This window comes from Vibrio sp. B1FIG11, assembly GCF_905175335.1.
GTDB lineage: Bacteria > Pseudomonadota > Gammaproteobacteria > Enterobacterales > Vibrionaceae > Vibrio > Vibrio campbellii.
On the sequence record NZ_HG992751.1, the window covers coordinates 483117 to 509484 of the forward strand.

Annotated in this window: 18 protein-coding genes; 5 read left to right on the top strand and 13 right to left on the bottom strand. The window is 46.5% G+C overall.

Features of this window, described 5'->3' with window-relative positions; all coding sequences use genetic code 11:
- Nucleotides 1-64 precede the first annotated feature (64 nt).
- The 4 genes from mutT (at nucleotide 65) to carB (ending at nucleotide 6256) form a co-directional block, all read left to right on the top strand.
- Nucleotides 65-463, top strand: a complete 399-nt coding sequence (gene mutT / locus KHO06_RS02270) for an 8-oxo-dGTP diphosphatase MutT (RefSeq protein ID WP_212582041.1) — start codon at nucleotides 65-67, stop codon at nucleotides 461-463.
- Nucleotides 464-576: 113 nt separating this feature from the next.
- On the top strand, nucleotides 577-1386 hold the full coding sequence (gene dapB, locus KHO06_RS02275) for a 4-hydroxy-tetrahydrodipicolinate reductase (protein WP_212582042.1): 810 nt from the start codon (nucleotides 577-579) through the stop codon (nucleotides 1384-1386).
- Nucleotides 1387-1866: 480 nt separating this feature from the next.
- Entirely contained in the window at nucleotides 1867-3006 is a 1140-nt protein-coding gene (carA, locus tag KHO06_RS02280) for a glutamine-hydrolyzing carbamoyl-phosphate synthase small subunit (RefSeq protein ID WP_010445883.1), read from the top strand.
- 16 nt (nucleotides 3007-3022) lie between these two features.
- Nucleotides 3023-6256, top strand: coding sequence for a carbamoyl-phosphate synthase large subunit (gene carB / locus KHO06_RS02285; protein ID WP_005436162.1), 3234 nt, complete (start codon nucleotides 3023-3025; stop codon nucleotides 6254-6256).
- Between the two features lie 81 nt (nucleotides 6257-6337).
- On the opposite strand, the gene KHO06_RS02290 is transcribed toward carB, so the two are convergent.
- From KHO06_RS02290 to KHO06_RS02300, 3 genes are all read right to left on the bottom strand, one after another.
- Nucleotides 6338-6730 (bottom strand): hypothetical protein, encoded by a 393-nt coding sequence (locus KHO06_RS02290; protein WP_212582043.1) that lies wholly within the window; start codon nucleotides 6728-6730, stop codon nucleotides 6338-6340.
- Between the two features lie 122 nt (nucleotides 6731-6852).
- On the bottom strand, nucleotides 6853-7281 hold the full coding sequence (locus KHO06_RS02295) for a hypothetical protein (protein WP_158652654.1): 429 nt from the start codon (nucleotides 7279-7281) through the stop codon (nucleotides 6853-6855).
- On the bottom strand, nucleotides 7278-8156 hold the full coding sequence (locus tag KHO06_RS02300; RefSeq protein ID WP_103410247.1) for a hypothetical protein: 879 nt from the start codon (nucleotides 8154-8156) through the stop codon (nucleotides 7278-7280). Before KHO06_RS02300 ends, KHO06_RS02295 begins: the two co-directional genes overlap by 4 nt.
- Nucleotides 8157-8426: 270 nt before the next feature.
- On the opposite strand from KHO06_RS02300, the gene KHO06_RS02305 reads away from it, so the two are divergent.
- The gene (locus tag KHO06_RS02305) at nucleotides 8427-9206 is read left to right on the top strand and encodes a TSUP family transporter (protein ID WP_009707726.1); all 780 of its coding nucleotides are present in this window, start codon (nucleotides 8427-8429) and stop codon (nucleotides 9204-9206) included.
- Here the strand turns inward: KHO06_RS02305 and KHO06_RS02310 are convergent.
- From KHO06_RS02310 to gltB (KHO06_RS02355), 10 genes are all read right to left on the bottom strand, one after another.
- The gene (locus tag KHO06_RS02310; protein WP_038888963.1) at nucleotides 9142-10002 is read right to left on the bottom strand and encodes a LysR family transcriptional regulator; all 861 of its coding nucleotides are present in this window, start codon (nucleotides 10000-10002) and stop codon (nucleotides 9142-9144) included. The genes KHO06_RS02305 and KHO06_RS02310 overlap by 65 nt on opposite strands.
- Before the next feature lie 130 nt (nucleotides 10003-10132).
- Entirely contained in the window at nucleotides 10133-10753 is a 621-nt protein-coding gene (locus KHO06_RS02315; protein WP_005425397.1) for a TRIC cation channel family protein, read from the bottom strand.
- 77 nt (nucleotides 10754-10830) lie between these two features.
- Entirely contained in the window at nucleotides 10831-11655 is an 825-nt protein-coding gene (gene btuF, locus KHO06_RS02320; protein WP_212582438.1) for a vitamin B12 ABC transporter substrate-binding protein BtuF, read from the bottom strand.
- Complete coding sequence (locus KHO06_RS02325) at nucleotides 11655-12608, bottom strand: cobalamin biosynthesis family protein (protein ID WP_212582044.1); 954 nt, start codon at nucleotides 12606-12608, stop codon at nucleotides 11655-11657. The genes btuF and KHO06_RS02325 overlap by 1 nt, the downstream gene beginning before the upstream one ends.
- Before the next feature lie 14 nt (nucleotides 12609-12622).
- Complete coding sequence (mtnN, locus tag KHO06_RS02330; protein WP_005436177.1) at nucleotides 12623-13318, bottom strand: 5'-methylthioadenosine/S-adenosylhomocysteine nucleosidase; 696 nt, start codon at nucleotides 13316-13318, stop codon at nucleotides 12623-12625.
- A gap of 65 nt (nucleotides 13319-13383) precedes the next feature.
- Nucleotides 13384-13812, bottom strand: a complete 429-nt coding sequence (locus KHO06_RS02335) for a DUF1499 domain-containing protein (protein ID WP_038878196.1) — start codon at nucleotides 13810-13812, stop codon at nucleotides 13384-13386.
- Between the two features lie 91 nt (nucleotides 13813-13903).
- Complete coding sequence (locus KHO06_RS02340; protein WP_182053318.1) at nucleotides 13904-15316, bottom strand: FAD-dependent oxidoreductase; 1413 nt, start codon at nucleotides 15314-15316, stop codon at nucleotides 13904-13906.
- Between the two features lie 20 nt (nucleotides 15317-15336).
- Complete coding sequence (gene gltB / locus KHO06_RS02345) at nucleotides 15337-19800, bottom strand: glutamate synthase large subunit (RefSeq protein WP_212582045.1); 4464 nt, start codon at nucleotides 19798-19800, stop codon at nucleotides 15337-15339.
- Nucleotides 19801-20252: 452 nt separating this feature from the next.
- Entirely contained in the window at nucleotides 20253-21722 is a 1470-nt protein-coding gene (locus KHO06_RS02350) for a glutamate synthase subunit beta (RefSeq protein WP_005425389.1), read from the bottom strand.
- The gene (gene gltB, locus KHO06_RS02355; protein ID WP_212582046.1) at nucleotides 21722-26272 is read right to left on the bottom strand and encodes a glutamate synthase large subunit; all 4551 of its coding nucleotides are present in this window, start codon (nucleotides 26270-26272) and stop codon (nucleotides 21722-21724) included. Before gltB (KHO06_RS02355) ends, KHO06_RS02350 begins: the two co-directional genes overlap by 1 nt.
- Nucleotides 26273-26368: the final 96 nt, after the last annotated feature.

Here is a 26368-nt window from a genome sequence, read left to right on the forward strand (position 1 = left end):
AAAACATAAATAAAGAGTCGCTTAGGCGGCTCTTTTTGTATTGATAGATCTAGGAACGAATCTAATGAAAAGAATTCACATTGTTGCGGCGATCATCTTTAACCAAGACAAATCGCAAATCTTCATCACCAAACGTCCAAGCGACAAACACAAGGGCGGTTTTTGGGAGTTCCCTGGTGGTAAAGTTGAACAAGGCGAAACGGTTGAACAAGCGATGGTTCGTGAGCTTGAGGAAGAGATTGGCATTACGGTGACTGAGCAAGCTTTGTTTGAACACTTGGAATACGATTATCCAGATAAGTCCCTGAAGTTTGATTTTATGACAGTATCTCAATTCGATAACCAACCTTATGGTCGCGAAGGCCAAGAAGGTTGTTGGGTGGATATTGCAGCATTGCCTGAGTACACCTTTCCTGAGGCGAATGTGCCGATTCTGGAACGTGTGGTTAAAGAGTTTTCTTAACCTGCATCTAACTGCCTTGTGGTTAACACGGGATATTGTTAGTTTAAAAAGATACAGCGAAACGAGAGAAGGCGAGGTAAGCCTCGTTTATCCAGAGAAGGAGAGAAAGCGCAATGGTTCGTATTGCAATCGCAGGAGCTGCCGGCCGTATGGGTCGCAATCTAGTTAAAGCATCACATATCAATCCAGAAGCATCCGTTACTGCTGGTTCTGAACGTCCAGAATCGTCTCTAGTTGGTGTTGATGTAGGTGAACTGTGTGGTGAAGGTAAGTTTGATGTCTTTCTGACGGATGATTTAGCCAAGGAAGTCGACAACTTTGACGTTGTAATCGATTTTACTGCTCCAGTGAGCACGTTAGCGAATCTAGATCTGTGTAAACAACATGGTAAAAGCATTGTCATCGGTACTACGGGCTTTAGTGAAGAAGAACGTGACCAGATTGATGAAGCAGCAAAGCAAATTCCTGTTGTTATGGCTCCGAACTACTCTGTAGGTGTGAACCTAGTCTTTAAGCTTCTTGAAAAAGCAGCCAAAGTGATGGGCGATTACTGTGATATAGAAATCGTAGAAGCGCATCACCGTCATAAAGTTGATGCTCCGTCTGGTACCGCGATTGGTATGGGGGAAGCCATTGCTGGCGCGATGGGTAACAAACTGAGTGACGTTGCGGTATATGCACGTGAAGGTATCACGGGCGAACGTACTAAAGATGAGATCGGTTTTGCGACTATCCGCGCTGGTGATATCGTCGGTGAGCATACTGCAATGTTTGCTGATATCGGTGAGCGTGTTGAGATCACGCACAAAGCGACCGATCGTATGACCTTTGCTAATGGTGCCGTTAAGGCCGCTGTTTGGTTACATTCTAAACCAGCGGGCTTTTATACCATGACCGATGTCCTCGGGTTGAATGAGCTTTAAGTACATAATTATTCGCCGGCGTAAGCCGGCTTTTTTGTATTTGAAGAAAATTATGTAAATGAAATGAGTACGTGCGATGCGCGTGTTATCGATAGTTTGGTTGGTTTTTTGGGTGGTTTGGCTGTTTATTTGTGTGTAAAGCTCAAAAGTGAGGGTTGTTTTTGCTGGATGAACGTTTGCGCAAAAAACTCGGAAAATTTTGTGATCTGTAATAAGTTCAAATTTGTAAAATTCACAAAAAAGTCATGGTAACTGATGTGTAGGTAAGTAAAACTTACTTTTTAGGGCTTTTTCTGTTGAAATGCCCTTACTCGCTAGAAAGTACTAATTTATTTTTCAATGTGTGTTGACAGTTTCCAAGTCCGTCTTTAGAATACCGCCAATTTGTCAAAAATACCTGTTTATGTAAATAATCAAGGTAAAGGAAGGCAAATTTGCAGCTTAATTTATTTTTTATGCATTTTTATTCTGGAGGTTGTCTTGGGTAAATTAGCACTGTTAGTCCTAGAAGATGGGACAGTGTTCCGCGGTGTTTCCATTGGAGCAGATGGTATTTCCGTTGGTGAAGTTGTTTTTAATACCTCGATGACGGGGTACCAAGAAATTCTCACTGATCCTTCCTATTCTCAACAAATCGTTACTCTTACTTATCCTCACATAGGCAATACCGGAACCAATTCCGAAGACGAAGAATCTTCTTCAATCCACGCACAAGGCCTTGTGATTCGCGATCTCCCTCTTATCGCTTCTAACTTCCGTAATGAACAATCCCTTTCTGATTACCTCAAGTCGCAAAACATCGTCGGCATTGCAGACATCGACACGCGTAAGCTAACTCGTATCCTGCGTGAAAAAGGTGCTCAAAACGGTTGTATCGTAGCTGGTAACAACCTAGACGAAGCTTTGGCACTAGCGAAAGCAAAAGAATTCCCTGGCTTGAAAGGAATGGATCTTGCGAAAGAGGTTACAACAAAAGAAGCGTATCAATGGAAACAAGGTTCGTGGACGCTTGAGGGTGGACTTCCAGAAGCGAAAGACGACAGCGAATTGCCATATCACGTTGTTGCCTACGACTTCGGCGCAAAACGCAACATCCTGCGCATGTTGGTTGACCGAGGCTGCCGCCTAACGGTTGTTCCTGCTGAAACTTCAGCAGAAGAAGTTCTGGCTCTAAACCCAGATGGCGTTTTCCTATCAAACGGCCCTGGTGACCCAGAACCATGTACTTACGCGATTGAAGCGACAAAAGTATTCCTAGAAAAAGGCCTGCCAATCTTTGGTATCTGTCTAGGCCACCAAATCCTTGCGCTAGCATCGGGTGCACAAACAGTGAAAATGAAGTTTGGTCACCACGGCGCAAACCATCCAGTAAAAGATTTGGAGCGTAATGTTGTGATGATTACGTCGCAGAACCACGGTTTTGCAGCAGACGAAGCAACACTACCTGAAAATCTACGTGCTACTCACGTATCGCTATTTGATGGCTCTCTACAAGGTATCCACCGCACAGACAAGCCAGCATTTAGCTTCCAAGGTCACCCTGAAGCGAGCCCAGGTCCACACGACGCGGCACCGCTATTTGACCACTTTATCGAACTAATCAAAAAACACAGCGCTTAATTCGGAGTAGTAGATAATGCCAAAACGTACTGACATTCAAAGTATTCTTATTCTTGGTGCTGGTCCGATTGTTATCGGTCAGGCATGTGAGTTTGACTACTCTGGCGCACAAGCGTGTAAAGCACTGCGTGAAGAGGGTTACCGAGTTATCCTAGTAAACTCTAACCCTGCAACCATCATGACTGACCCAGACATGGCGGATGCAACTTACATCGAGCCAATCCAATGGGAAGTGGTTCGCAACATCATCGCGAAAGAAAAGCCAGATGCAGTACTACCAACAATGGGTGGTCAAACTGCATTGAACTGTGCACTAGACCTAGAGAAGCACGGTGTTCTTGAAGAGTTCGGCGTTGAGATGATTGGTGCGACTGCTGACGCAATCGACAAAGCAGAAGACCGTTCTCGCTTCGATAAAGCGATGAAGTCTATCGGCCTTGAGTGTCCACGTGCAGATACTGCAAAAACGATGGAAGAGGCTTACGCTGTACTCGATATGGTTGGCTTCCCATGTATCATCCGTCCATCATTTACTATGGGTGGTACTGGTGGCGGTATCGCATACAACAAGGAAGAGTTCGAAGAAATCTGTCGTCGTGGTTTGGACCTATCTCCAACCAACGAACTTCTTATCGATGAGTCTCTTATTGGTTGGAAAGAGTACGAAATGGAAGTGGTTCGCGACAAAGCGGACAACTGTATCATCGTATGTGCGATTGAAAACTTTGACCCAATGGGCATCCACACGGGTGACTCAATCACGGTTGCACCAGCGCAAACACTAACAGACAAAGAATACCAGCTAATGCGTAACGCATCTCTAGCAGTACTGCGTGAGATTGGCGTTGAAACTGGTGGTTCTAATGTACAGTTTGGTATCAACCCGAAAGATGGCCGCATGGTTATCATCGAGATGAACCCACGTGTATCTCGCTCTTCTGCTCTAGCTTCAAAAGCAACAGGTTTCCCAATCGCTAAGATTGCAGCGAAACTAGCAGTTGGCTTTACGCTAGACGAGCTAATGAACGACATTACTGGTGGCGCTACACCAGCATCATTCGAACCAACCATCGACTACGTAGTAACTAAGATTCCTCGCTTTAACTTCGAGAAATTTGCTGGTGCTAACGACCGTCTAACGACGCAAATGAAGTCAGTTGGTGAGGTCATGGCAATTGGTCGTAACCAACAAGAGTCACTGCAAAAAGCACTTCGCGGTCTAGAAGTTGGCGCGACAGGCTTTGATGAGATGGTTGACCTAGATGCGCCAGACGCACTGACGAAAATCCGTCATGAGCTGAAAGAAGCAGGCGCAGAGCGTATTTGGTACATCGCGGATGCATTCCGTGCGGGTATGTCAGTAGATGGTGTATTCAACCTAACGCAAATCGACCGTTGGTTCCTAGTTCAAATCGAAGACATCGTGAAGCTTGAGCAAGAGCTAAAAGCAAAAGGCTTCGCTGGTCTAAACAAAGAAGAACTTAACAAGCTGAAGCGCAAAGGTTTTGCTGATGCACGTCTATCTAAGATTCTAGGTGTTGCGGAAAGCGAAATCCGTCGTCTACGTGACCAGTACGACATCCACCCAGTGTACAAGCGCGTTGATACGTGTGCGGCTGAGTTCTCTTCTGATACAGCTTACATGTACTCATCTTACGATGACGAGTGTGAAGCGAACCCAACAGACAAAGACAAGATCATGATTCTAGGCGGCGGTCCAAACCGTATCGGCCAAGGTATCGAATTTGACTACTGTTGTGTACACGCATCGCTAGCACTGCGTGAAGATGGCTACGAAACTATCATGGTTAACTGTAACCCTGAGACTGTTTCTACGGACTACGACACGTCTGACCGTCTGTACTTCGAACCAGTAACACTGGAAGACGTACTAGCAATCGCTCGTGTTGAGAAGCCAAAAGGCGTTATCGTTCAATACGGTGGTCAAACACCACTGAAACTGGCTCGCGCACTTGAAGCGGCTGGCGTACCAATCATCGGTACTAGCCCAGATGCAATCGACCGTGCAGAAGACCGTGAGCGTTTCCAAGTTGCTGTTGACCGCCTAGGTCTTCTACAGCCAGAAAACGCGACAGTAACGACGATGGAACAAGCGGTAGAGAAATCTCGTGAAATCGGTTACCCACTGGTTGTACGTCCTTCTTACGTACTTGGTGGTCGTGCAATGGAAATCGTATACGACGAGCAAGACCTACGTCGCTACTTCAACGAAGCGGTAAGCGTATCAAACGAATCTCCAGTTCTACTAGATAGCTTCCTAGACGACGCAGTTGAAGTCGATATCGATGCTATCTGTGACGGTGAGCGTGTGGTTATCGGCGGTATCATGGAGCACATCGAACAAGCGGGTGTTCACTCAGGTGACTCAGCATGTTCTCTTCCTGCATACACGCTAAGCCAAGAAATCCAAGACGTAATGCGCGAGCAAGTTGAAAAGCTAGCGTTTGAGTTGGGTGTTCGTGGTCTGATGAACACGCAGTTTGCGGTTAAGAACAACCAAGTATACCTAATCGAGGTGAACCCTCGTGCAGCGCGTACAGTACCGTTCGTATCTAAAGCAACGGGTGCACCAATCGCTAAGATTGCTGCGCGTGTAATGGCCGGTCAATCGCTTGAAGCTCAAGGCTTTACGAAAGAAATCATCCCACCTTACTACTCAGTGAAAGAAGTTGTACTTCCATTCAACAAGTTCCCTGGTGTTGACCCACTGTTAGGCCCAGAAATGCGCTCTACTGGTGAGGTTATGGGTGTTGGTGCTACGTTTGCAGAAGCTTACGCGAAAGCAGAATTGGGTTGTGGCAACATTTACCCAGAAGGTGGTCGTGCACTACTGTCTGTTCGTGCAGGTGACAAAGAGCGCGTTGTGGACCTAGCGTCTAAGTTGACAAAACTTGGTTACCAGCTAGATGCAACACACGGTACAGCAGTGATTCTAGGCGAAGCGGGCATCAACCCACGTCTAGTAAACAAAGTACACGAAGGTCGCCCTCACATTCTTGACCGTATCAAGAACAACGAGTACACCTACATCGTAAACACGGCTGCTGGTCGTCAAGCGATTGAAGACTCTAAAGTTCTGCGTCGTGGTGCACTGGCTGAGAAAGTGAACTACACGACAACGCTAAACGCTGCATTCGCAACTTGTATGGCACACACTGCAGACGCGAAGAGCACGGTAACTTCGGTTCAAGAGCTACACGCAAAAGTGAAAGCTAGCCTAGAAGCGTAATAGATAAAAATCAGTAAGCCCGAAAAATAGGGCTTATATGACAACCTCATTGCCCGCTCATTTGAGTGGGCTTTTTTGTCTTTAAGGTTTCTTAAAATGGAGAGAATTGAAATGCGCTAAGAAAGCTTGGTAGAGCGGACTTTTGTATAGCATCAAACTGATAACTGAAAGTAACGTCCCTAAAGATGAAGCAATAGTACTGCCATTTGTAATAACAAAATTAGCGCTGCAAGTAACCAGAATAAATGCAATGGTGAGCAAGTTTACTTTCGCTGCAATACTCAAGCCCTTACTTATAGTCAGAATGTTTGGCACACATATTACTGCTGCAGTTATGGCACCGAAGAGAATGAAATAAGTATCGAGTTCTATTTGTTGAGTGATAGAAAACCACTCATTCCAGATGATTAGGCTTATTGCTAGACCAATGGTCAAGCATAGATATAAAGCTACAGGGAGAACCATTTTAGTCATGTGACTCTCTTTAATTTTTAAACTGAAATTCGGTATGTGTCCGACACCACGAAGTAATTCATAATTAGATCAGTGCTCCACATGCTGAGCTCTATCAATGTGTAGTTATAAAAAAACTCTACTTACTTATTTATTTTGTATGCTCTTTTTTCCAGTAAAATATTGTAAGTCGATTCGTCTTTGCTAAATGTATAGTTATTAGACTTAGCAAATACATCAGCTAAGATAGTTGCAGGGTATAATGATAAAAAAGTAGTTATGGAGAGTGCTAAAAAAATCTTACTTGATTTTTTGAATTGGCTCTTAGTTACAAAGTTATTTGATATAATTGAGATAACAAGTATTCTCAAGCATTCAAAAAGAATGAAACTCGCTCCAAGCATATATACATATACTTGATCAAAAGTTGCTATTTCACTTTTAGTGGTTATATTGTCATAGAAGCCACTTATTCCTTTTAGTGAGTATATAAATAGAGAGGTTGATGATATGAGTAAGAATATCAAGTAGAACAATGCTTGTTTTCTATCGTAGTTACCATGCGTCATCATAGTAGTCCTTTGCTCATGTTTTGAGAAAATACCATTGAATGAGCTCTTCTGATAGTTTCGTTGTGTTCTTCTTCTATGTCACTTTTTATGCTTCTATTTATGCTCTCTATATGGTTGTCAATAGAACGAATTAGCTTTTGAGTTAAGCCTTTATCCTGATCTTCCTTATTTAGATAAAGGCCAACAGCGCTACTTATTACAATGGCTGCAAGAATAGGTCCAGCACTTAAAGTCACAGTTACACCAGCAACAGAAGCCGCAAAATTAACAAATATGGCAGCGGCAGCTGATGAAAGTCCAACCTTAATTATATCGCTCGCTATAGTTCCTAATAGCTTCGAAAGAGTCTGCTTATCACCTAAGAAGTAATCAACAACTCTGTATGAGCTCAAAAGGATTATCGTGATAACACCACCACTTTTTATCGAGTTAAGAGCAGCTTCAGGCCCAACTGCAAATTTTGCAACTGTTGGTGTAGGTAATAATTTAGCAACTCCTTTTATCTTGACTTTGATAGCTGGCGAGCCTGTCACTATAATATGCGGTGCTCCAGAGTAGTTCTTGACAACTATCGTACTATTATTCCCGTACAAGTAATTTGCTAGGGTAGATATGAATACTAGGTCTTGCCCTGTAGCAAAATATCCAGCTGAGTTTTCAAACGTTGATTTAATGTTTTCCCAACGAGTTAGCCTTATTTTGTCTTTGATATAATGTTTAACTATGACATCGAAACTATCTAAAGAAAAAATAACGACTTCTTTGTCACTTCTTTTTCTCTCACTTAGAGGATAAGCGCTATTGTATGAAGCTGTACTTCGACTGTTGCTGTGTTTTAGTGGGTAACTACTCATTAGTTGGTTTGCATCCTGCATTCGTTGTTTCTAAAGAATGATGATATAGAACAATGTTAAGCATCTAGTTTTATACCTTTGCTTCGGTTCGTCTTCTCAAGTTTGGGATTGTTTTTGCGACGGTACTCTAAACTTCATTTTTTCATTCGTGTTTTTGAGTTGCTTTTGCTAACCGTGCTCTAATTGATGAAAATATGGAATAGGTTAGTGTCTTGAGTTTCATTTTGTGCGTTTGCTTGGCAGTGCTATCGTTGCCTCATCTTAGTTACAAATATTTACAAGGACGCACAAGTGGAAGTTACGTTCGAAATCTTAATTGCCCTGTTTTTTGTCGCATCCGCTGCTGGATTTATTGATGCGATGGCAGGAGGTGGTGGCCTCTTGACGCTGCCTGCTTTGTTGGCAGCAGGCTTAAGTCCTACTCAGGCATTGGCGACCAACAAGCTCCAAAGCTCGTTTGGAAGCTTTTCTGCCAGTTGGTACTTTGTGCGTAATGGCATTGTTAGCCTGAAAGAGATGCGCTTAGCGATTCTATGTACCTTTATTGGTTCTGCTATTGGCGCAGAGGCTGTGCAGTTTATCGACGCCGGTGTGCTCACTAGTCTTATCCCTGTCTTGCTGATCGCGATCTCACTCTATTTTTTGCTCTCTTCAACTTCGAAAGCCGCGGAAGGGGAGCCAAAGCTCTCTGAAGCGATGTTCGCTTTGTGCGTCGGTGGCGGCGTGGGCTTTTACGATGGCTTTTTTGGTCCTGGTACTGGCTCTATCTTTGCGCTTTGCTTTGTCGCACTGGGTCACTTCTCTTTGGTTGATGCGACCGCTCGTACTAAGATTCTCAACTTCACCTCAAATATCGCGGCTCTACTGTTCTTTATTCTTGCTGGTTTGCCTGTGTGGGAAATCGGTCTGACCATGGCTGTGGGGGGCTTTATTGGTGCTCAGCTTGGTGCCAAAGTAGTGGTGACCAAAGGCCAAAAGTGGATTCGACCTTTGGTGATTACTATGTCTATGCTGATGGCCGCGAAACTTCTTTGGCAACAACATCACCAATGGTTTCTATCACTGTTTTAACTCTTGGTGACTGGTACACGTTTTGCCTAACGCAGATATGAATCGGTCGAATTAAAGATGTCAGTTGTTCGAACATAAAGCAGTGATGGTCAGGGATCTTTAACGCTCTAACGATCGATAACGGTATTAATGCTGGCGCTGCCCCTCCCAGTGCAAGTTGGGCTGCTGCAGTGTAGGCATCCATTTCCATCAATGGTTTGATGCCGATTTTCTCTAATGCAGGCAGTTGGTAGCTATTTGAGGGGTTGGTTAAATCATTTGTGATGACTTTTTTCGGTAGTTCATTCAGTGGTTGATCACTAACGAGGAAAAAAGGTTCATCACATAAGTGGAAAGCCATCAAGCCGTGATGTGGTGGAAGCAAGCCAGCACAAAGCCCAATGGTCGCTTTACCGGATTGAACTCGCTCAACGATTCTAGGGCTGTGGTTGGTGGTTATAGTTAAGTACTGATCTTGCTTGAGGTAATCACCAATGGTTTTTCCAAGATAACCTGCAATAAGAGACTTTGAGCTATCGAGGGTGATTAATGATGTGTCCTCTAGCTCTTGCTGTTCATAAATAAGGCCACGTAACTCGTTAAAAGACGGACCAATATTCTCGATCAAAGCCATGCCATCAGGTGTGAGTTTAATGGTTCTCCCCGAAGGTTCTACTAGCTTCTTTCCCAGTTTTTTCTCTAGGTTCGCGATACGTTTACTCACCGCAGATTGGCTGATATACAGCAAACTCCCAGTGCGACTCATCGTTTTTGCTTTACTTAAAACTAATAGTGTTTCGATACCTTCCAGTAACATGTCTATCCATGAATGTTGGGAATAATAGGCCTAATATAGCCAAGCTTGAGATGAGAAGCGACAGGTGATTTTACAAACAAAAAGAGCCGACGTTTCAGTCGGCTCTTGTGCGTAAATTGATTCGTATCGATCAACGATTGATAGCAAAGGTTGGCAGTGACAAGTGCCAGCGAATCGCACCAAGGCGAATAATCAAGGTTGAGATGACTCCTGCGAGTAGGGCGACTGAATGGTCGTGTCCCATACTCAATGCGGTTGTATGGAAAATACCACCGATGATACATGCGGTCGCATAGACTTCACTTCGCAGTACCATGGGTACCTCGCGAGCCAGCACATCACGGATAATGCCGCCACCGCAACCAGTGATAACGCCCATGATCACCGCTACCATGCCAGAAGCGTTGTAGGCGAGAGCTTTCTCGACACCGATACCGACGAATACCGCCAAACCAATGGCGTCACAGACAGGTAGAACCCACCAAGGCAAGCGCTTAGGGCGACGAATGAGAATCATGGTGAGCAAACAAGTGATGAAAATTACCCAAAGATAAGTGGTGTCAGTGATCCAGAAGACCGGGGTTGCCCCGAGCGCCATATCACGAATAGTGCCGCCGCCAATAGCTGTCACACTACCGAGTACGATCACACCGAAAGGATCCATCTTTAATCGGCCTGCGAGTAAAACGCCAGAAACCGCAAAGACAGCAGTACCGAATAAATCGATCATATAAAGCAGCATGGAGTCCATGTTACTTGGTACCTTTTAAACAAATTGTGGGGGAACAGAAATGGGACGGAAATTGTACGGGATTTCCAACGAAAACGTTAGCGTTTTTGCCGAACGGTTTCAAAGTGTTCACACACCTCTGCGATCGCGTTTAAGGTTCTTGGGGTTGGGCGGTTGATCCAATCGGAATTGAGTGACCAAACGTGGTTGTTCTTTAACGCAGGGATGTCGTTTTTCCATTCTGCCCACATGCCATCATTACTCATGGCATGGCGAGAGGTAAACAGGACTTCGGGTTGGCGAGTAATCACTTGCTCGATGCTGACTTGAGGGTAAGGGGCACTGCCTTTAGCAAAGATATTCTCGCCACCACAGAAGGTGAAGACTTCACTTGGCCAGTTCTTGCCCGCAACGGTGATGATCGGTTTCTCACTTAATTGATAGAAGTAACTGACTTTATCCTCGGTATTGTATTTTTCTTTTAATGCTTCTAACTGCGCGCGGAATTCTACGGCGGCTTTTTGCCCAACTTCTGGCTTCTCACTGTACTGGCTAAGTTGCTCAATGTTCGTAGCGATGTCTTCTAACGTTCCAGTGGTTGAGTAATAAATAGGAATGCCAAACTGCTTGAGCTTTTCAAGTTCTTTGGCTGGATTACCTGCAGGCCAAGCGATAACTAAATCGGGTTGAAGGGCAATGATGCGCTCTAACTTGATGCCTTGATAGTTTGATACTTTCTCTAAATCTTTAGCTTGCTCGGGGTAGTCACTCATCTCGCTGACGGCAATCAGTTTGTCACCAAGACCTGCAGCATAGGCGATTTCTGTTGAGTGTGGTGCCAAGCTGATGACGCGTTGAGCTGGTTCATTGGCAAAGGAAGCAGCAGAGAAGATAAGAGGAAGAGCAAAGCAAAGTTTGTTCATCATAGTCCTTGATAAATGAGTCCGAGAATCAGGCTTTGGATAACGATCCAAGCAAAAATACGCCACACAATGAGGGTTTGGATTTGTGCTAAATGAATAGCAGATGGTGCTATACGACCACCAATTTTCGCTCGTTCAGCTCTTTGACCTTGGTACAGCGCTGGACCGCCAAGTGACAATTGAAGCTTGTTACCAATTGAGCACAACAACCAAGCTGGCCCCGGAAGTGGCCAAGACTTCGCTTGTTGAAGCATAGCAGTCGAAACACTCGATAGGTTTTTACCCATGCTAATGAACACGGCAAATAAGCGCAAAGGAACAATCTCCAATGCAGCCGTTAGCTGAATAGCTGGCTTACCAAAAGGTGAATACTGGCGGCGACTTGGGGACCAAGCACGAGCTAGCTCTGCCGTTAGGCGATACATTAATGCGCCAATTCCACCAGTCAATCCATACCAGAACAACACGCACACAACGTTACGTCCGTAACCCATGATGATGGTCTCTGCACCAGCTTTACCAATGCCAAGCAGTGATAAGCTCTCTGTATCTCGGTTAAGGTAAGGTTTTAGTAGTGCTCGGCACTGCACTTTGTTCTCATTCGACATTGCTGTGACCAGTTGTTTCGCAAGTGATTCGTTGTTTCGCCAGTCGAGAGCAATAAGCAGTAATGCCAGCTCAAATAAGGGCGCTTGCCAAACTAAAGGTTTCATCGCGAGCAGTAATATCAAGCACGGTACAAGCATAAGAAGAAGTGCGAGTCCGCCAGAGAGAATGCTTTGTGAGTAGTTGTGGCTGTTATTAACTTTGTTCGCCAGTTGTTCTGCGAATTTATGCCACAAAGTCACAGGATGAGCAGCGTGAGGAATAGGGATTAATAAGTGGAATAGTAATGCGCCCCACATGACGAGGAGCGCACCATTGGCATAGAGCTGTTGAAATATTTCTTCCATGAAATTCTGGGGACTTACTTAGTCAGTTCCAACATTTTGCATACCATTTCTGAAGAGCTTTTCGCTGCTAGCGGTAGGAACTCTTCGAAGCTCATTGGCGATTCTTTGTCTGCTACGTCAGAGATAGCACGAACAACAACAAACGGTGTGTTGAATTGGTGACAAGTTTGAGCGATAGCAGATGCTTCCATCTCTACAGCGATAACTGAAGGGAAATGTTTACGGATAAACTCTTGGCGTTCTGCTGTGCAAACAAACGCATCACCAGTACAGATCAGGCCGCGAACGGCGTGAGTGTTTTCCATCTGAGCCAGTGCTTTTTCAGCAAGGTCCATTAACTTCTCATCCGCTTTGAATGCCGCTGGTTGGCCTGCCATTTGACCCATTTCGTAGCCAAACGCAGTTACGTCTGCATCGTGGTGACGAACTTCTGTTGAGATTACAACGTCGCCTAGGTTTAGGCTTGAATCGAAGCCACCTGCAGAGCCCGTGTTGATAACCACATCTGGTTGGTACTCGTCTAGCAGAATAGTTGTGCCTACTGCCGCCGCTACTTTACCGATGCCAGATTGAAGCAGTACCACATCAACGTCGTTAATCTGACCAGAGAAAAACGTACAACCTGCTTTGCTCACTGTTTGGCAGTTTGTCATTGCTTCTTTCAGGATGGTGACTTCTTGTTCCATCGCACCGATGATACCAACTTTCATAACACTCTCTTTCGATAAAAATTTAAGTTGGCGAGAGTATACCACTCTGCACCAATATGTGGTCGTTATTTGATTAACTCAGCATTCGCCAACAGTGAACGTAATTGTTCGGCACGCTTACGGTTCACGCCAAAGTCTGAATAGCCAACGCGAGATTCAGAACGAACAATAAGCTGGTCGCCTTCGATCTTAAGCTCTAAATCGTCCACAAAGCGCATGATTTTAGATGTGCATTCGATACGTAGATAATTGCCTTCTTTAACGGCTGTCTTCGCGCCTGGCAGTTCAAGCGCCACTTGCTCAATTGCATCGATGTTCGTGGATTCGGTTAGGGTGAATGGTGTTAGGTTGTATTCTTCACGCGTGTCTTGGGTGGAGACGCAGTTGGGTTTGTCACCACAAGGTGATTGAGAACGATCCGTCATGGTTGTGACTCCTTGGCTACAAGCGGTTAAGCCGAGCAAAGTAATGGAAAGGAGAGCGGCTTTTTTCATTGGTTCTATCCCTTATCTTAGGAATTTAATTATATGTAATAAAAGAAAAAAGGATCCAATAGTAGGATCCTTTTTGAGATGTTAGCTGTGATTAAACTTCAAGGTAATCGAGAATACCTTCTGCGGCTTTTCGACCTTCATCAATCGCGGTCACGACCAGATCTGAGCCTCGTACCGCATCGCCACCAGCGAAGATCTTTTTGTTGCTGGTCTGGAATTGGAACTCTTGTTTCGCAGGAGCTTTGATACGGCCCCATTGGTCCAACTCGACATCAAACGGAGCTAACCAATCCATTTTGTGTGGTTGGAAACCAAACGCCATGATAACGACGTCTGCTGGTAGAACGTGCTCACTGCCTTCGACGGGTTCTGGACGGCGACGACCCGCTTCATCAGGCTCACCAAGAGCGGTTTTCACCACTTTGACCCCCGAGACCTTACCTGACGAATCGACTTCAATTCCTAAAGGCTGGAGGTTGAACATAAACTTCACGCCTTCTTCTTTGGCGTTTTTCACCTCGCGGCGAGAGCCGGGCATATTGGCTTCATCACGACGGTAAGCACATACCACGTTTGACGCGCCTTGGCGGATAGAGGTACGAACACAGTCCATTGCGGTATCACCACCACCGAGTACCACTACGCGTTGTTTTGCCATGTCGATAAAAGGTTTGTCGTGCTCCAAGCCCATGACCTTGTAAGTATTTGAAATCAAGAATGGCAGAGCATCGTAAACGCCCGGCGCACCTTCATTTTCTAGTCCTGCACGCATGTACTTGTAAGTACCAACACCCAAAAAGACGGCATCGTACTCATCAAGTAGCTCTTGCATCTGTACATCTTTACCTACTTCGATGTTCATCTTGAACTCTACGCCCATCTCGGTGAAGACGCGGCGGCGGTTTTCCATCACGCCTTTTTCAAGCTTGAACGAAGGGATACCGAAGGTCAGTAGGCCGCCAATTTCAGGATAGCGGTCAAATACGACAGGTTTCACGCCATTGCGGACTAGGATATCAGCGGCAGCCAAGCCTGCTGGTCCTGCACCAATGATGGCAACCTTTTTATCGGTCCACTCCACCTTGGACATGTCAGGTTTCCAGCCCATTTCGAAGGCTTTGTCGGTAATGTATTTTTCAACGTTACCTATGGTGACAGCGCCAAAGTCCTCGTTGAGAGTACAAGAGCCTTCACACAGACGATCTTGTGGACATACTCGGCCACAAACTTCAGGCAAGCTGTTAGTTTGGTGCGATAGCTCAACGGCCTCAAGGATACGACCTTCATTGGCTAACTTTAGCCATTGCGGGATGTAGTTGTGGACTGGGCACTTCCATTCACAATATGGGTTACCACAATCCAAGCAGCGATCCGCCTGTGCAGTAGCTTGTTGTTTGGTAAACGGTTCATAGATTTCAACGAACTCGATCTTACGAACTTTGATAGGCTTCTTCGCAGGATCTACGCGTTGAACATCGATAAATTGATAAACGTTCTGACTCATGATTCAAACATCCTCCATGATTACTGGGCTTGAACGCGCAGTTCTGCGGCACTGCGACTCTGGTGGCCAAGTAGCGTGCGCAAGTCCGCCGCTTGTGGTTTCACCAAGTAGAACTTTGGAATCCATTCATCAAAGTTCGCCAAGATATCTTCTGCGTGGCTAGAGCCGGTTTCTTCAAGATGTTCGGCAATAAGACCACGTAAGTGCTCTTGATGGATGTAGAGATCTGACAGAGAAATCGCTTCAACAGACTCGTTGTTCACGCGACCTTGGAAGTCTTGGTTCTCATCCAATACGTAAGCAAAACCGCCAGTCATGCCTGCGCCAAAGTTCACGCCCGTTGCGCCAAGAATGGCAACAATACCGCCAGTCATGTACTCACAAGCGTTATCGCCAGCGCCTTCGATGACGGCAATCGTACCTGAGTTACGTACGCCAAAACGCTCACCTGCTTTACCTGCCGCAAACAGCTTACCGCCGGTCGCGCCGTACAAACAGGTGTTACCAATGATGGTCGCTTCATTACACTTAAATGCAGTGCCAAGGTGAGGTTTGATAACCACCTTACCGCCAGCCATGCCTTTACCTACGTAGTCGTTTGCATCGCCAGTGAGGTAAAGCTCTACACCACCCGCATTCCAAACGCCAAATGACTGACCAGCAGTGCCATCCAAGTGCAGTTTGATTGGCGTTGCCGCCATGCCTTGGTTGCCATAACGCTGAGCGATTTCACCTGATAGGCGAGCACCCACAGAGCGATCAGTGTTGATCACGTTGTAGAAGAAGCTAGCAGATTGACGTTTTTCAACCGCTTGTAGTGCATCTTCGATGATCTTGTTGTTTAGCTCTGCTTTATCAAATGGTGTATTTGGTTGTGTCCAGTAAAGAGGGTGTCCTTCTGGAGAGACTGGTGCTTCAAGGATATTCGACAAATCCAGCTTGGTTTGTTTTGCTGTCAGACCTTCAACGGTTTCCAACAAATCGGTACGACCAATCAAGTCAGTCAGTTTTTCAACACCAAGTTCAGAGAGTAATCCGCGTACTTCGTCCGCCAGACCAATGAAGTAGTTCATCACCATTTCCGGAAGACCTTTGAAGTACTCTTTACGCAGCGTCTCGTCTTGAGTTGCAACGCCAGTAGCACAGTTGTTGAGGTGACAAATACGTAGGAACTTACAACCCATTGCCACCATTGGCGCAGTACCAAAACCGAAGCTTTCGGCACCGAGAATTGCCGCTTTCACCACGTCTAGACCAGTTTTTAGACCACCATCTACTTGCAGACGGATCTTATGGCGTAGGCCATTAGCAACCAGTGCTTGTTGTGTCTCTGCTAGTCCCAACTCCCAAGGGCTACCTGCGTATTTCACTGAGGTTAGTGGGCTTGCTGCGGTACCGCCGTCGTAACCCGAGATGGTAATGAGATCAGCGTAGGCCTTCGCGACACCTGTTGCGATGGTGCCGACGCCTGGTTCAGAAACTAACTTCACCGAAACCAGCGCATTTGGATTGACTTGTTTTAGGTCAAAGATCAGCTGGGCTAAGTCTTCAATCGAATAAATATCGTGGTGCGGAGGAGGGGAGATCAGAGTCACCCCCTGTACCGAATAACGCAGTTTTGCAATTTCTGCGGTGACTTTGTGTCCTGGTAACTGACCACCTTCGCCCGGCTTCGCACCCTGTGCGACCTTGATCTGCAGTACGTCTGCATTGGTTAGGTAGTGAGGGGTAACACCAAATCGACCTGAAGCAATCTGCTTGATACGCGAGTTACGCTCTGTACCGAAGCGACGTGGATCTTCACCGCCTTCACCGGAGTTGGAGTAACCACCAAGACGGTTCATCGCTGTTGCAAGTGCTTCGTGCGCTTCTGGGCTAAGTGCGCCAATAGACATCGCCGCAGAATCAAAGCGCTTGAAGAGCTCAGTGCTAGGCTCAATTTGCTCTAAAGGTAGCGGTGAGTCTGATTTTTTCAGCGACATTAAGTCTCGTAGCATGGCTACAGGGCGTTGGTTCACCTGCTTAGCAAAGCTCTGATAATCATTACTTTCGCCTGATTTCACCGCAGTTTGCAGTGTGCCAACCACGTCTGGGTTGTAGGCGTGATATTCACCACCGTGGACATATTTCAATAATCCACCATGCTCGATGGCTTTACGTTTCGCCCAAGCTTTACGAGAAAGGTTGTACAAATCTTGTTGGAAGTCGTCGAAGTTTGCACCTTCAATACGAGTTGTTACCCCTTTAAAGCACAAATCGACCACTTCTTGGCTCAGGCCAACTGCTTCAAACAATTGCGAGCAACGGTAAGAGGCGATGGTAGAAATACCCATTTTCGACATGATCTTGTACAGACCTTTATTGATGCCGTATTGGTAATTTTGCATCACATCGCGATAGTCTTTTTCTAGCGCTTTATCATCAATCAGCTTACCTAGTGCTTCATAAGCAAGATATGGATAAACCGCAGTAGCACCAAAGCCAAGCAAGACAGCAAATTGGTGTGGGTCACGAGCTGTTGCAGTCTCAACAACAATGTTGGCATCACAACGTAAGTTGGCATCGATCAAGCGAGTTTGAACCGCACCGACTGCCATTGCTGCAGGAATTGGTAGTTTGCCTTTGACCAAAGCGCGATCTGAAAGCACGACTAGAACCGTGCCTTCACGTACGACCTGTTCCGCTTGTTCACAGAGATCATCAATGGCTTGTTTGAGATCTTTCTGTTGTGGATCGTAGTTGATGTCGAGAATGGTATTACGGTAGTGATCGTCACCAAGCTCAAGCAATTGTTGCATGTCTGAGTAAAGTAATACTGGCGAATCGAAGGTCACTCGGTAGGCGTGGCCATCGGTTTCACAGAAGACGTTCATCTCCTGACCGATACTGGTCGCCAGTGACATTACGTGTTTCTCACGCAATGGATCGATTGGCGGGTTGGTTACCTGAGCGAACTTCTGACGGAAGTAATCAGTCACCAAGCGCTCTTTCGACGAGAGAACGGCCATTGGGGTGTCATCACCCATGGAGCCGACCGCTTCTTGGCCCATATCACCAAGAACACGCAGTACTTGATCGACCTCTTCATTGCTCATAGCAAATTGCTTTTGATAAGTCTTGAGTAAGTCTTCATCAAAGCTGCGCTCACCCACTTGATCTTCAGGTAGCTGAGCAAAAGGAGTGAGTTTGCGAACGTTGTTTTCCATCCATTCGCGGTAAGGGTGGCGGGATTTCAGATCGTTATCGATCTCACTTGATTGCCATAGTTTGCCTTTGCGAGTATCGACAACCAGCAGTTCGCCAGGACCAACACGCCCTTTTTCGGCAACCTCATCCGGAGCGTAATCCCAAATACCGATCTCTGATGCTAGAGTGATCAGCCTGTCTTTAGTTATCACATAACGTGCAGGACGCAGACCATTACGATCTAAGTTACATGCGGCGTATCGACCATCGGACAGAACAATACCTGCCGGACCATCCCATGGCTCCATATGTTTGGAGTTGAAGTCATAAAACGCTCGCAGATCTGGGTCCATATCTGGGTGGTTTTGCCATGCTGGTGGCACAAGCATGCGCATGGCACGGAAGATATCCATACCGCCTGCTAAAAAGAGATCCAACATATTATCTAAGCTGGAAGAGTCTGAGCCAGTCTCGTTCACAAATGGTGCCGCAGTTTGTAGGTCGGGCAGCAGTGGTGATGAGAACTTGTAAGCACGAGCGCGAGCCCATTGGCGGTTACCTTCAATGGTATTGATCTCACCATTATGAGCGAGGTAACGGAACGGTTGAGCCAGAGGCCAACGAGGTTGAGTATTGGTTGAAAAACGCTGGTGGAACAGGCAGATAGCAGACTCCATGCGTAGATCAGCAAGATCAAGATAGAAGCGCGGTAAGTCCGCAGGCATGCACAAGCCTTTGTACACCAGAACTTGTGTCGACAAGCTACAGATGTAGAAGTCAGGATCTTCTGTAATTTGTTTCTCGATGCGACGGCGTGCGATATAGAGGCGACGTTCAATGTCACGCTCGCGCCAGCCTGCCGGAGCAGAGATAAAGACTTGTTGAATGTCTGGAAGTGAATCGGCGGCGATTGGGCCGAGTACTTCTGAATTGGTTGGTACTTCACGCCACCCTGCTACCGTCAAAGTCTCTTGTGCGAGCTCTTTGTTGATGATGTCTTTGGCGAGTTGAGCTTTCACCGGGTCTTGGTTGAAGAAAATCATCCCTACGGCGTATTGCTTGCCAAGGTTGAAGCCATTTTCTTCAGCGATAAGGCGTAAATAGGAATCGGGCTTTTGTAGAAGAAGACCACAACCATCACCGGTTTTACCATCGGCGGCGATACCACCACGGTGGGTCATTCGATCAAGTGCAGAAATTGCTGTACGTACCAGCTTGTGACTTTGCTCGCCTTCCATGTGCGCGATTAAGCCAAATCCACAGTTGTCTTTCTCAAGACTTGGATCATAAAGAGCCATTGCAATTCTCCCTTTGCTTATCTGTCATCCCGACAGATATATCAACACTGCTCAAGTTGATAATGATGACTAACTATGCGTCACTTTCTAAGTTTTATGTATATCTATTCAATAAAATTCGTCAAATATCTTAACAAAAATTGTGTGTTTTATTTTCACCAACTTCACAAGCTATAGCTTATTGTAAAAAAGGTCAAGTTATTAGTGAATCATCGCGTGAAAATGCGATTTACCATTTAATTGGCTGAAATAGTTCAATAAAAACAGTGAGATAGAAAAGTGATTGTTACAAAAAAGTAACATTTGATTCTGGCGGGAATAAAAAAGACCAGCACAAAATGCTGGTCAAAATAAAAAGATTGGAAGGAACTGTTTTCTTTCCTGACGACCAGCCATCGATAGTACTGATGGCTGGGTTTATGCCTCGAAAAGAGGAAGTGAGCGCACTCCCTTTAAGCTGAAAGCATCAGTGAATCTGCTTTTGCTTCTAGGTTCGTGCCACCCATTAGGTAATCATCGATAGCACGGGCACATTCGCGGCCTTCATTGATACAACGAACCACCAAAGATTGGCCTGTTCGCATATCACCAGCTGCAAATACGCCTTCTTGGTTAGTAGCAAAACCTTGAGTTGCTACGTTACCGCGATCATCTAATGCGATATCCAATTGAGCAAGTACACCTGTTGGTTCTGGATGCAGGAAGCCCATCGCTAGGAATGCCATATCACATGGAATCACACGCTCGCTACCTTCTACTTCTTTGAAGCTTGGGCGCTCGCCAGGTTTTGCATCTTGCCAAACGATATCAGCTAAACGAAGGCCTGTAACTTCACCTTTGTCATTGCCGATGAACTCTTTGGTTAGGATATTCCAGTGACGATCAACGCCTTCTTCATGAGACGTCGAAGTACGTAGGATCATCGGGTACTGTGGCCATGGCATATTGGCAGGGCGTTTCTCTGGTGGAATCGGCATGATTTCAACCTGAGTGATGCTTGCTGCACCGTGGCGGTTTGATGTACCTACACAGTCAGAACCCGTATCACCACCACCGATAACGACAACATGTTTACCCGCGGCGTGAAGTTCTTCACCCTTAAGATCCATATTGTTGGCACGGCGGTTGTTTTGACCTAGGAATTCCATTGCGAAGTGAACGCCTTTTAGTTCACGACCCGGAACTGGCAAATCACGAGGAACAGTTGAACCACCAGTCAGCAGAACCACATCGAATTCTTGACGCAGCTGCTGAGCATTCACATCAACACCAACGTGTTGGTTAACTTTGAATTCAATACCCGCTTCTGCCATCAGGTTGATCTTACGATCAATCACGTCCATACCCAGTTTGAAATCTGGGATACCAAAACGCAGCAGACCGCCCACTTTCTCGTCTCGCTCGAATACCGTCACAGTATGACCAGCGCTGTTTAGCTGCTCAGCAGCCGCAAGGCCAGCAGGGCCCGAACCGATGATCGCAACGGTTTTGCCTGTGCGAGAACGTGGTGTTTTTGGCTTAGCGTAACCTTCACGATACGCCGTTTCTACGATGGTTTTCTCGATGTTACAGATAGTGATTGGATCTTGGTTGATGCCAAGTACACAAGCACTTTCACATGGAGCAGGGCAAACACGACCAGTAAACTCTGGGAAGTTATTGGTTGAGCTTAGAATGTTCCAAGCTTCTTCCCAGCTATCACGATAAACCGCATCGTTAAACTCTGGGATGATGTTACCGATAGGGCAGCCGTTATGACAAAATGGCACACCACAATCCATACAACGAGAAGCCTGAGTATTGATCTTGTCACCAAACTCCTCGTTCAGAACGAACTCTTTGTTGTTCTTGATGCGTTCAGCTGGGTCGATCTTCTGTGGTAGTTCACGACCATGCTCTAAAAATCCAGTAGGCTTACCCATTATACGGCCTCCACTTGAGTTTCGTTTCCTTGAGACTGTGCTTCAGCTTTACGCTTTTGAAGAACCGCTTTGTAGTCACGCGGCATTACCTTAACCATAGAGGCTAGGCTTGCTTCAAAGTTGTCTAGGAAAGACTGAGCGACTTCACTTCCTGTGAATTGAACATGCTTAGTTAGCATGTCGAGTAATAAATCTCTGTCTTCTTGCTCGATTGGATCTAGGTCTACTAATTCTGGGTTCAGTTTTGACTCAAAGTCACCTGATTTATCCCATACGTAAGCCACGCCGCCACTCATACCTGCGGCAAAGTTACGACCTGTTGAACCAAGGATGATGGCTGCACCGCCCGTCATGTATTCACAACCGTGGTCACCGACGCCTTCTACTACGACTTTCGCGCCTGAGTTACGAACACAGAAACGTTCACCAGCCATACCGCGAATGAAAGACTCACCCGAAGTTGCACCGTAGAAACACACGTTACCAACCACGATGTTGTCTTCCGCGACAATGCTTGATTTCGCATCTGGGTACAGCACCAAGGTACCGCCAGATAAGCCTTTACCCCAGTAGTCGTTCGCGTCGCCCTCCACTTCGAACTTCACGCCCTTAGCTAGGAATGCGCCGAATGACTGACCCGCAGAGCCTTTGAACTTCACGTTCATTGGCTGAGGCAGACCGGCATCTTTGTACACTTTCGAGATTTCGTTCGACAACATGGTACCTGCAGAGCGGTCCGTGTTAACGATAGGGAACTCGGCATTCACCGCTTCGCCTTTCTCGAGTGCAGGAATCGCTGCTTGAATCAGCTTACGGTCTAGTACTTCTTCTAAGTTGTGGTTCTGCTCTGCTTGGTTGAATACGCCGTCCGCTTCGCGTGGTTGTTCAACGTGGAGAACAGGGGACAGATCTAGGTTCTTGTATTTCCAGTGAGAAACGTCTTGGCGAATCTTCAGTTTCTGGCCTTGACCGACCATCTCATCGATAGTGCGGAAGCCAAGTTCAGCCATGATTTCACGTAGACCTTGTGCCATGTATTGGAAGAAGGTTACGACGTCTTCTACGCGACCATCAAAGCGCTCACGAAGCGTCTTGTTTTGAGTTGCGATACCAACAGGACAGGTGTTCTTATGACACTTACGCATCATAATACAACCTTCAACCACTAGGGCTGCGGTTGCCACGCCCCATTCTTCTGCACCAAGTAGTGTTGCCACTGCTAGGTCGCGAGGTGTCTTCATCTGACCATCCGCTTGAACCACGATACGGTTACGCAGACCGTTCTTCAGTAGCGTTTGGTGCGTTTCTGCCAAGCCAAGTTCCCAAGGAAGACCGGTATGACGGATTGAAGACATTGGGGATGCACCTGTACCACCGTCGAAACCTGCGATAAGTACAACGTCCGCTTTCGCTTTCGCTACACCAGAAGCGATCGTACCTACGCCAGCTTCCGATACTAGTTTCACGTTTACACGACCTGCGCGGTTCGCGTTCTTCAAGTCGTAGATCAGCTGAGCCAAATCTTCGATTGAATAGATATCGTGGTGTGGTGGTGGCGAGATAAGGCCAACGCCCGGAGTCGAGTGACGTGTTGCACCGATCCAGTCATCTACTTTATCGCCTGGTAGCTGACCACCTTCACCTGGCTTCGCACCTTGAGCCATTTTGATTTGCAGCTCTTCAGCGTTAGTTAGGTAGTAAGAGGTTACGCCGAAACGACCAGAAGCCACCTGCTTGATTGCAGAGCGTTCCCAATCGCCGTTCTCTTTGCGCTCGAAACGCATTGGGTCTTCACCACCTTCACCAGAGTTCGATTTCGCGCCAAGACGGTTCATCGCAACAGCTAGTGTGGAGTGTGCTTCGTAAGAAATAGAACCGAATGACATTGCACCTGTCGCGAAGCGTTTCACGATGCTCTCAATTGGCTCGACTTCGTCGATAGAGATAGAACCGGCAGGGTTCTTAATGAACTCAAGTTGGCTACGCAGAGTTACCGCGTTGTCACCTTGCTTATCTACTGCAGTCGCGTATTGCTTGAACTGATCGTAGTTCTTGTTGCGCGTAGACTCTTGCAGTAGAGAAATGGTTTCTGGGTTGAATAGGTGCTTCTCACCACGCTGTTTCCACTGGTAGACACCGCCAACATCCAGCATTTGAATTGGGATTTCGCGTTGTGGGTAACCGATGCGGTGACGGATCAGCACTTCTTTGGCGATATCATCAAGGGTGAGACCTTGGATACGAGAAACTGTACCTGTGAAGTATTTGTCGACCACTGACTTGTGGATGCCCAATGCTTCGAAGATTTGCGCGCCGTGGTATGACTGTAGCGTAGAGATACCCATCTTCGAGAAGATCTTCAGAAGACCGCCATTGATCGCTTTCCGGTAGTTGTTGAACAGATCGCGAGGGTTCGCTTCTGGATCCAACTTCTTAGTACGTTGAAGTTCAATGATGGTTTCAATTACTAGGTATGGGTTAACCGCATTCGCACCGTAACCAAGTAGCGTTGCAAAGTGGTGCGTTTCACGCGCGTCACCAGTTTCAACCACGATGTCACACTTCGCACGTAGACCTTTACGGATCAAGTGGTGGTGCACTGCGCCAACTGCCAGCATTGCTGGAATCGCTGCGTGGTTTGAGTTCACTGCACGGTCAGTTAGTAGGATGATTGAGTAACCATCGATAACCGCGTCTTCTGCGTATTGGCAGATACGTTTTAGTGCACGTTCAAGCTTGCCTTGATCTTCATTGGCTTGGAACACTATATCCAGCGTCTTCGCTTGTAGGTGCTCGTTATCGATCGCACGCAGCTTTTCAAGCTCAGAGTTCGCCAGAACAGGCGATTCCAATTCTACTTTCTGACAGTGAAGTGGTGTTTCAGTCAGAAGGTTTTGGTCTTTACCCAAGTAAGTGTTCAGCGACATAACCATACGCTCACGGATCGGGTCGATCGGTGGGTTAGTTACCTGTGCAAACAGCTGCTTGAAGTAGTTTGAAAGATGCTGAGATTGATGAGATAGAACCGCAAGAGGCCAGTCGGCACCCATTGCTGATAATGGCTCTTTCGCATCATTCGCCATTGGAACGATGATTTCGTTCACTTCTTCAGTGCTCACACCGAAAGCTTGTTGACGGTGTAGCAAGCGCTCAGGAGAAGGTTGGCTGAACTGGTTGCTCGCATCTGGCAACTTCTTCAAGCTCAGTAGGTTTTCTTCTACCCACTTCTCGTAAGGCTGCGCCGTTGCAATGGTGTCTTTCACTTCTTCATCAGAGATGATGCGACCTTGCTCTAGGTCTGCAACGAAGATACGACCTGGTTGTAGACGACCACGGAACTCAACGTTCTCTGGCTCAATATCCACAACACCAGATTCAGATGCCATTACTAGGAAGTTGTCTTTGGTCACTGTGTAGCGAGAAGGGCGCAAACCGTTACGGTCTAGTGTCGCACCAACTTGAACACCATCAGTAAAACATACTGAAGCAGGACCATCCCATGGTTCCATGATGTTCGCGTGGTACTGATAGAACGCGCGACGTTTAGGATCCATGTTTTTGTTTTCTTGCCATGCTTCCGGGATCATCATCATCAATGCGTGTGGCAGGCTGCGACCAGAAAGAACTAGGAGCTCAAGTGCCATGTCGAAGTTAGATGAATCCGAGCTGCCTTCCTGACAGATTGGAAGAAGCATGTCGATTTCAGCCTGAGTAAACAGGTCTGATTCTAGAATTGCTTCACGGGCTTTCATCCAGTTCAAGTTACCGCGAACTGTATTGATTTCACCGTTGTGGGCAATGTAACGGAAAGGCTGTGCAAGACGCCATTTCGGGAAGGTGTTGGTAGAGAAACGAGAGTGTACAAGTGCTAGTGCAGTCACCATGGTCGGGTTTTGTAGATCAAGGAAGTACTGAGGTACTTGCTCGGTCGTTAACTGACCTTTGTACACCAATGTCTTGTAAGACATGGAGTTAATGTAGAAGTCGTCACCAATGTTCGAAACGCTTTCTAGGCAAACTCGTACAGTGTAGTTACGAAGTACGTACAGTTTGCGCTCTAGCTCTTCAGGTGTGATGCCAGGACCACCAGAGATAAACACATGCTCAAACTGAGGCTCAGTGCTTAGTGGGTCTGCACCGATCATTGAGTTATCGGTCGGCAATACACGGTAGCCGATAACTTCAAGATCTAGACGCTGTGCGTTACGTTCTAGAATGTCACGGCACTGCTCGCGTTTGTATTCGTCTTTCGGGAAAAGAACGACACCAACACCATACTTTTCAAACGAAGGCAATTTGATGCCTAACTTAACGGCTTCTTCTAATAGGAATTCATGAGGTTTTTGTAGCAAGATACCCGCACCGTCACCGCTGCATGGGTCACAACCTTGACCACCACGGTGTTCCATGCGAGCAAGCATATCCAATGCTTGAGTCACTACTTCATGAGATTTACGGTTTTTAAGGTGAGCAACAAAACCGATACCACAAGCGTCATGCTCCAGCTCCGGAGTGTACAGACCCTGTGGATTTTGCTCTCTATCTACCATAGATACATCCTTCCAGTTCAATGTCGACGCAAGAATCCCGGACAGATCTCGACTGCCTTAGGTGCGCTCTTTGCGTCTTGTCCTTTATATTTATGA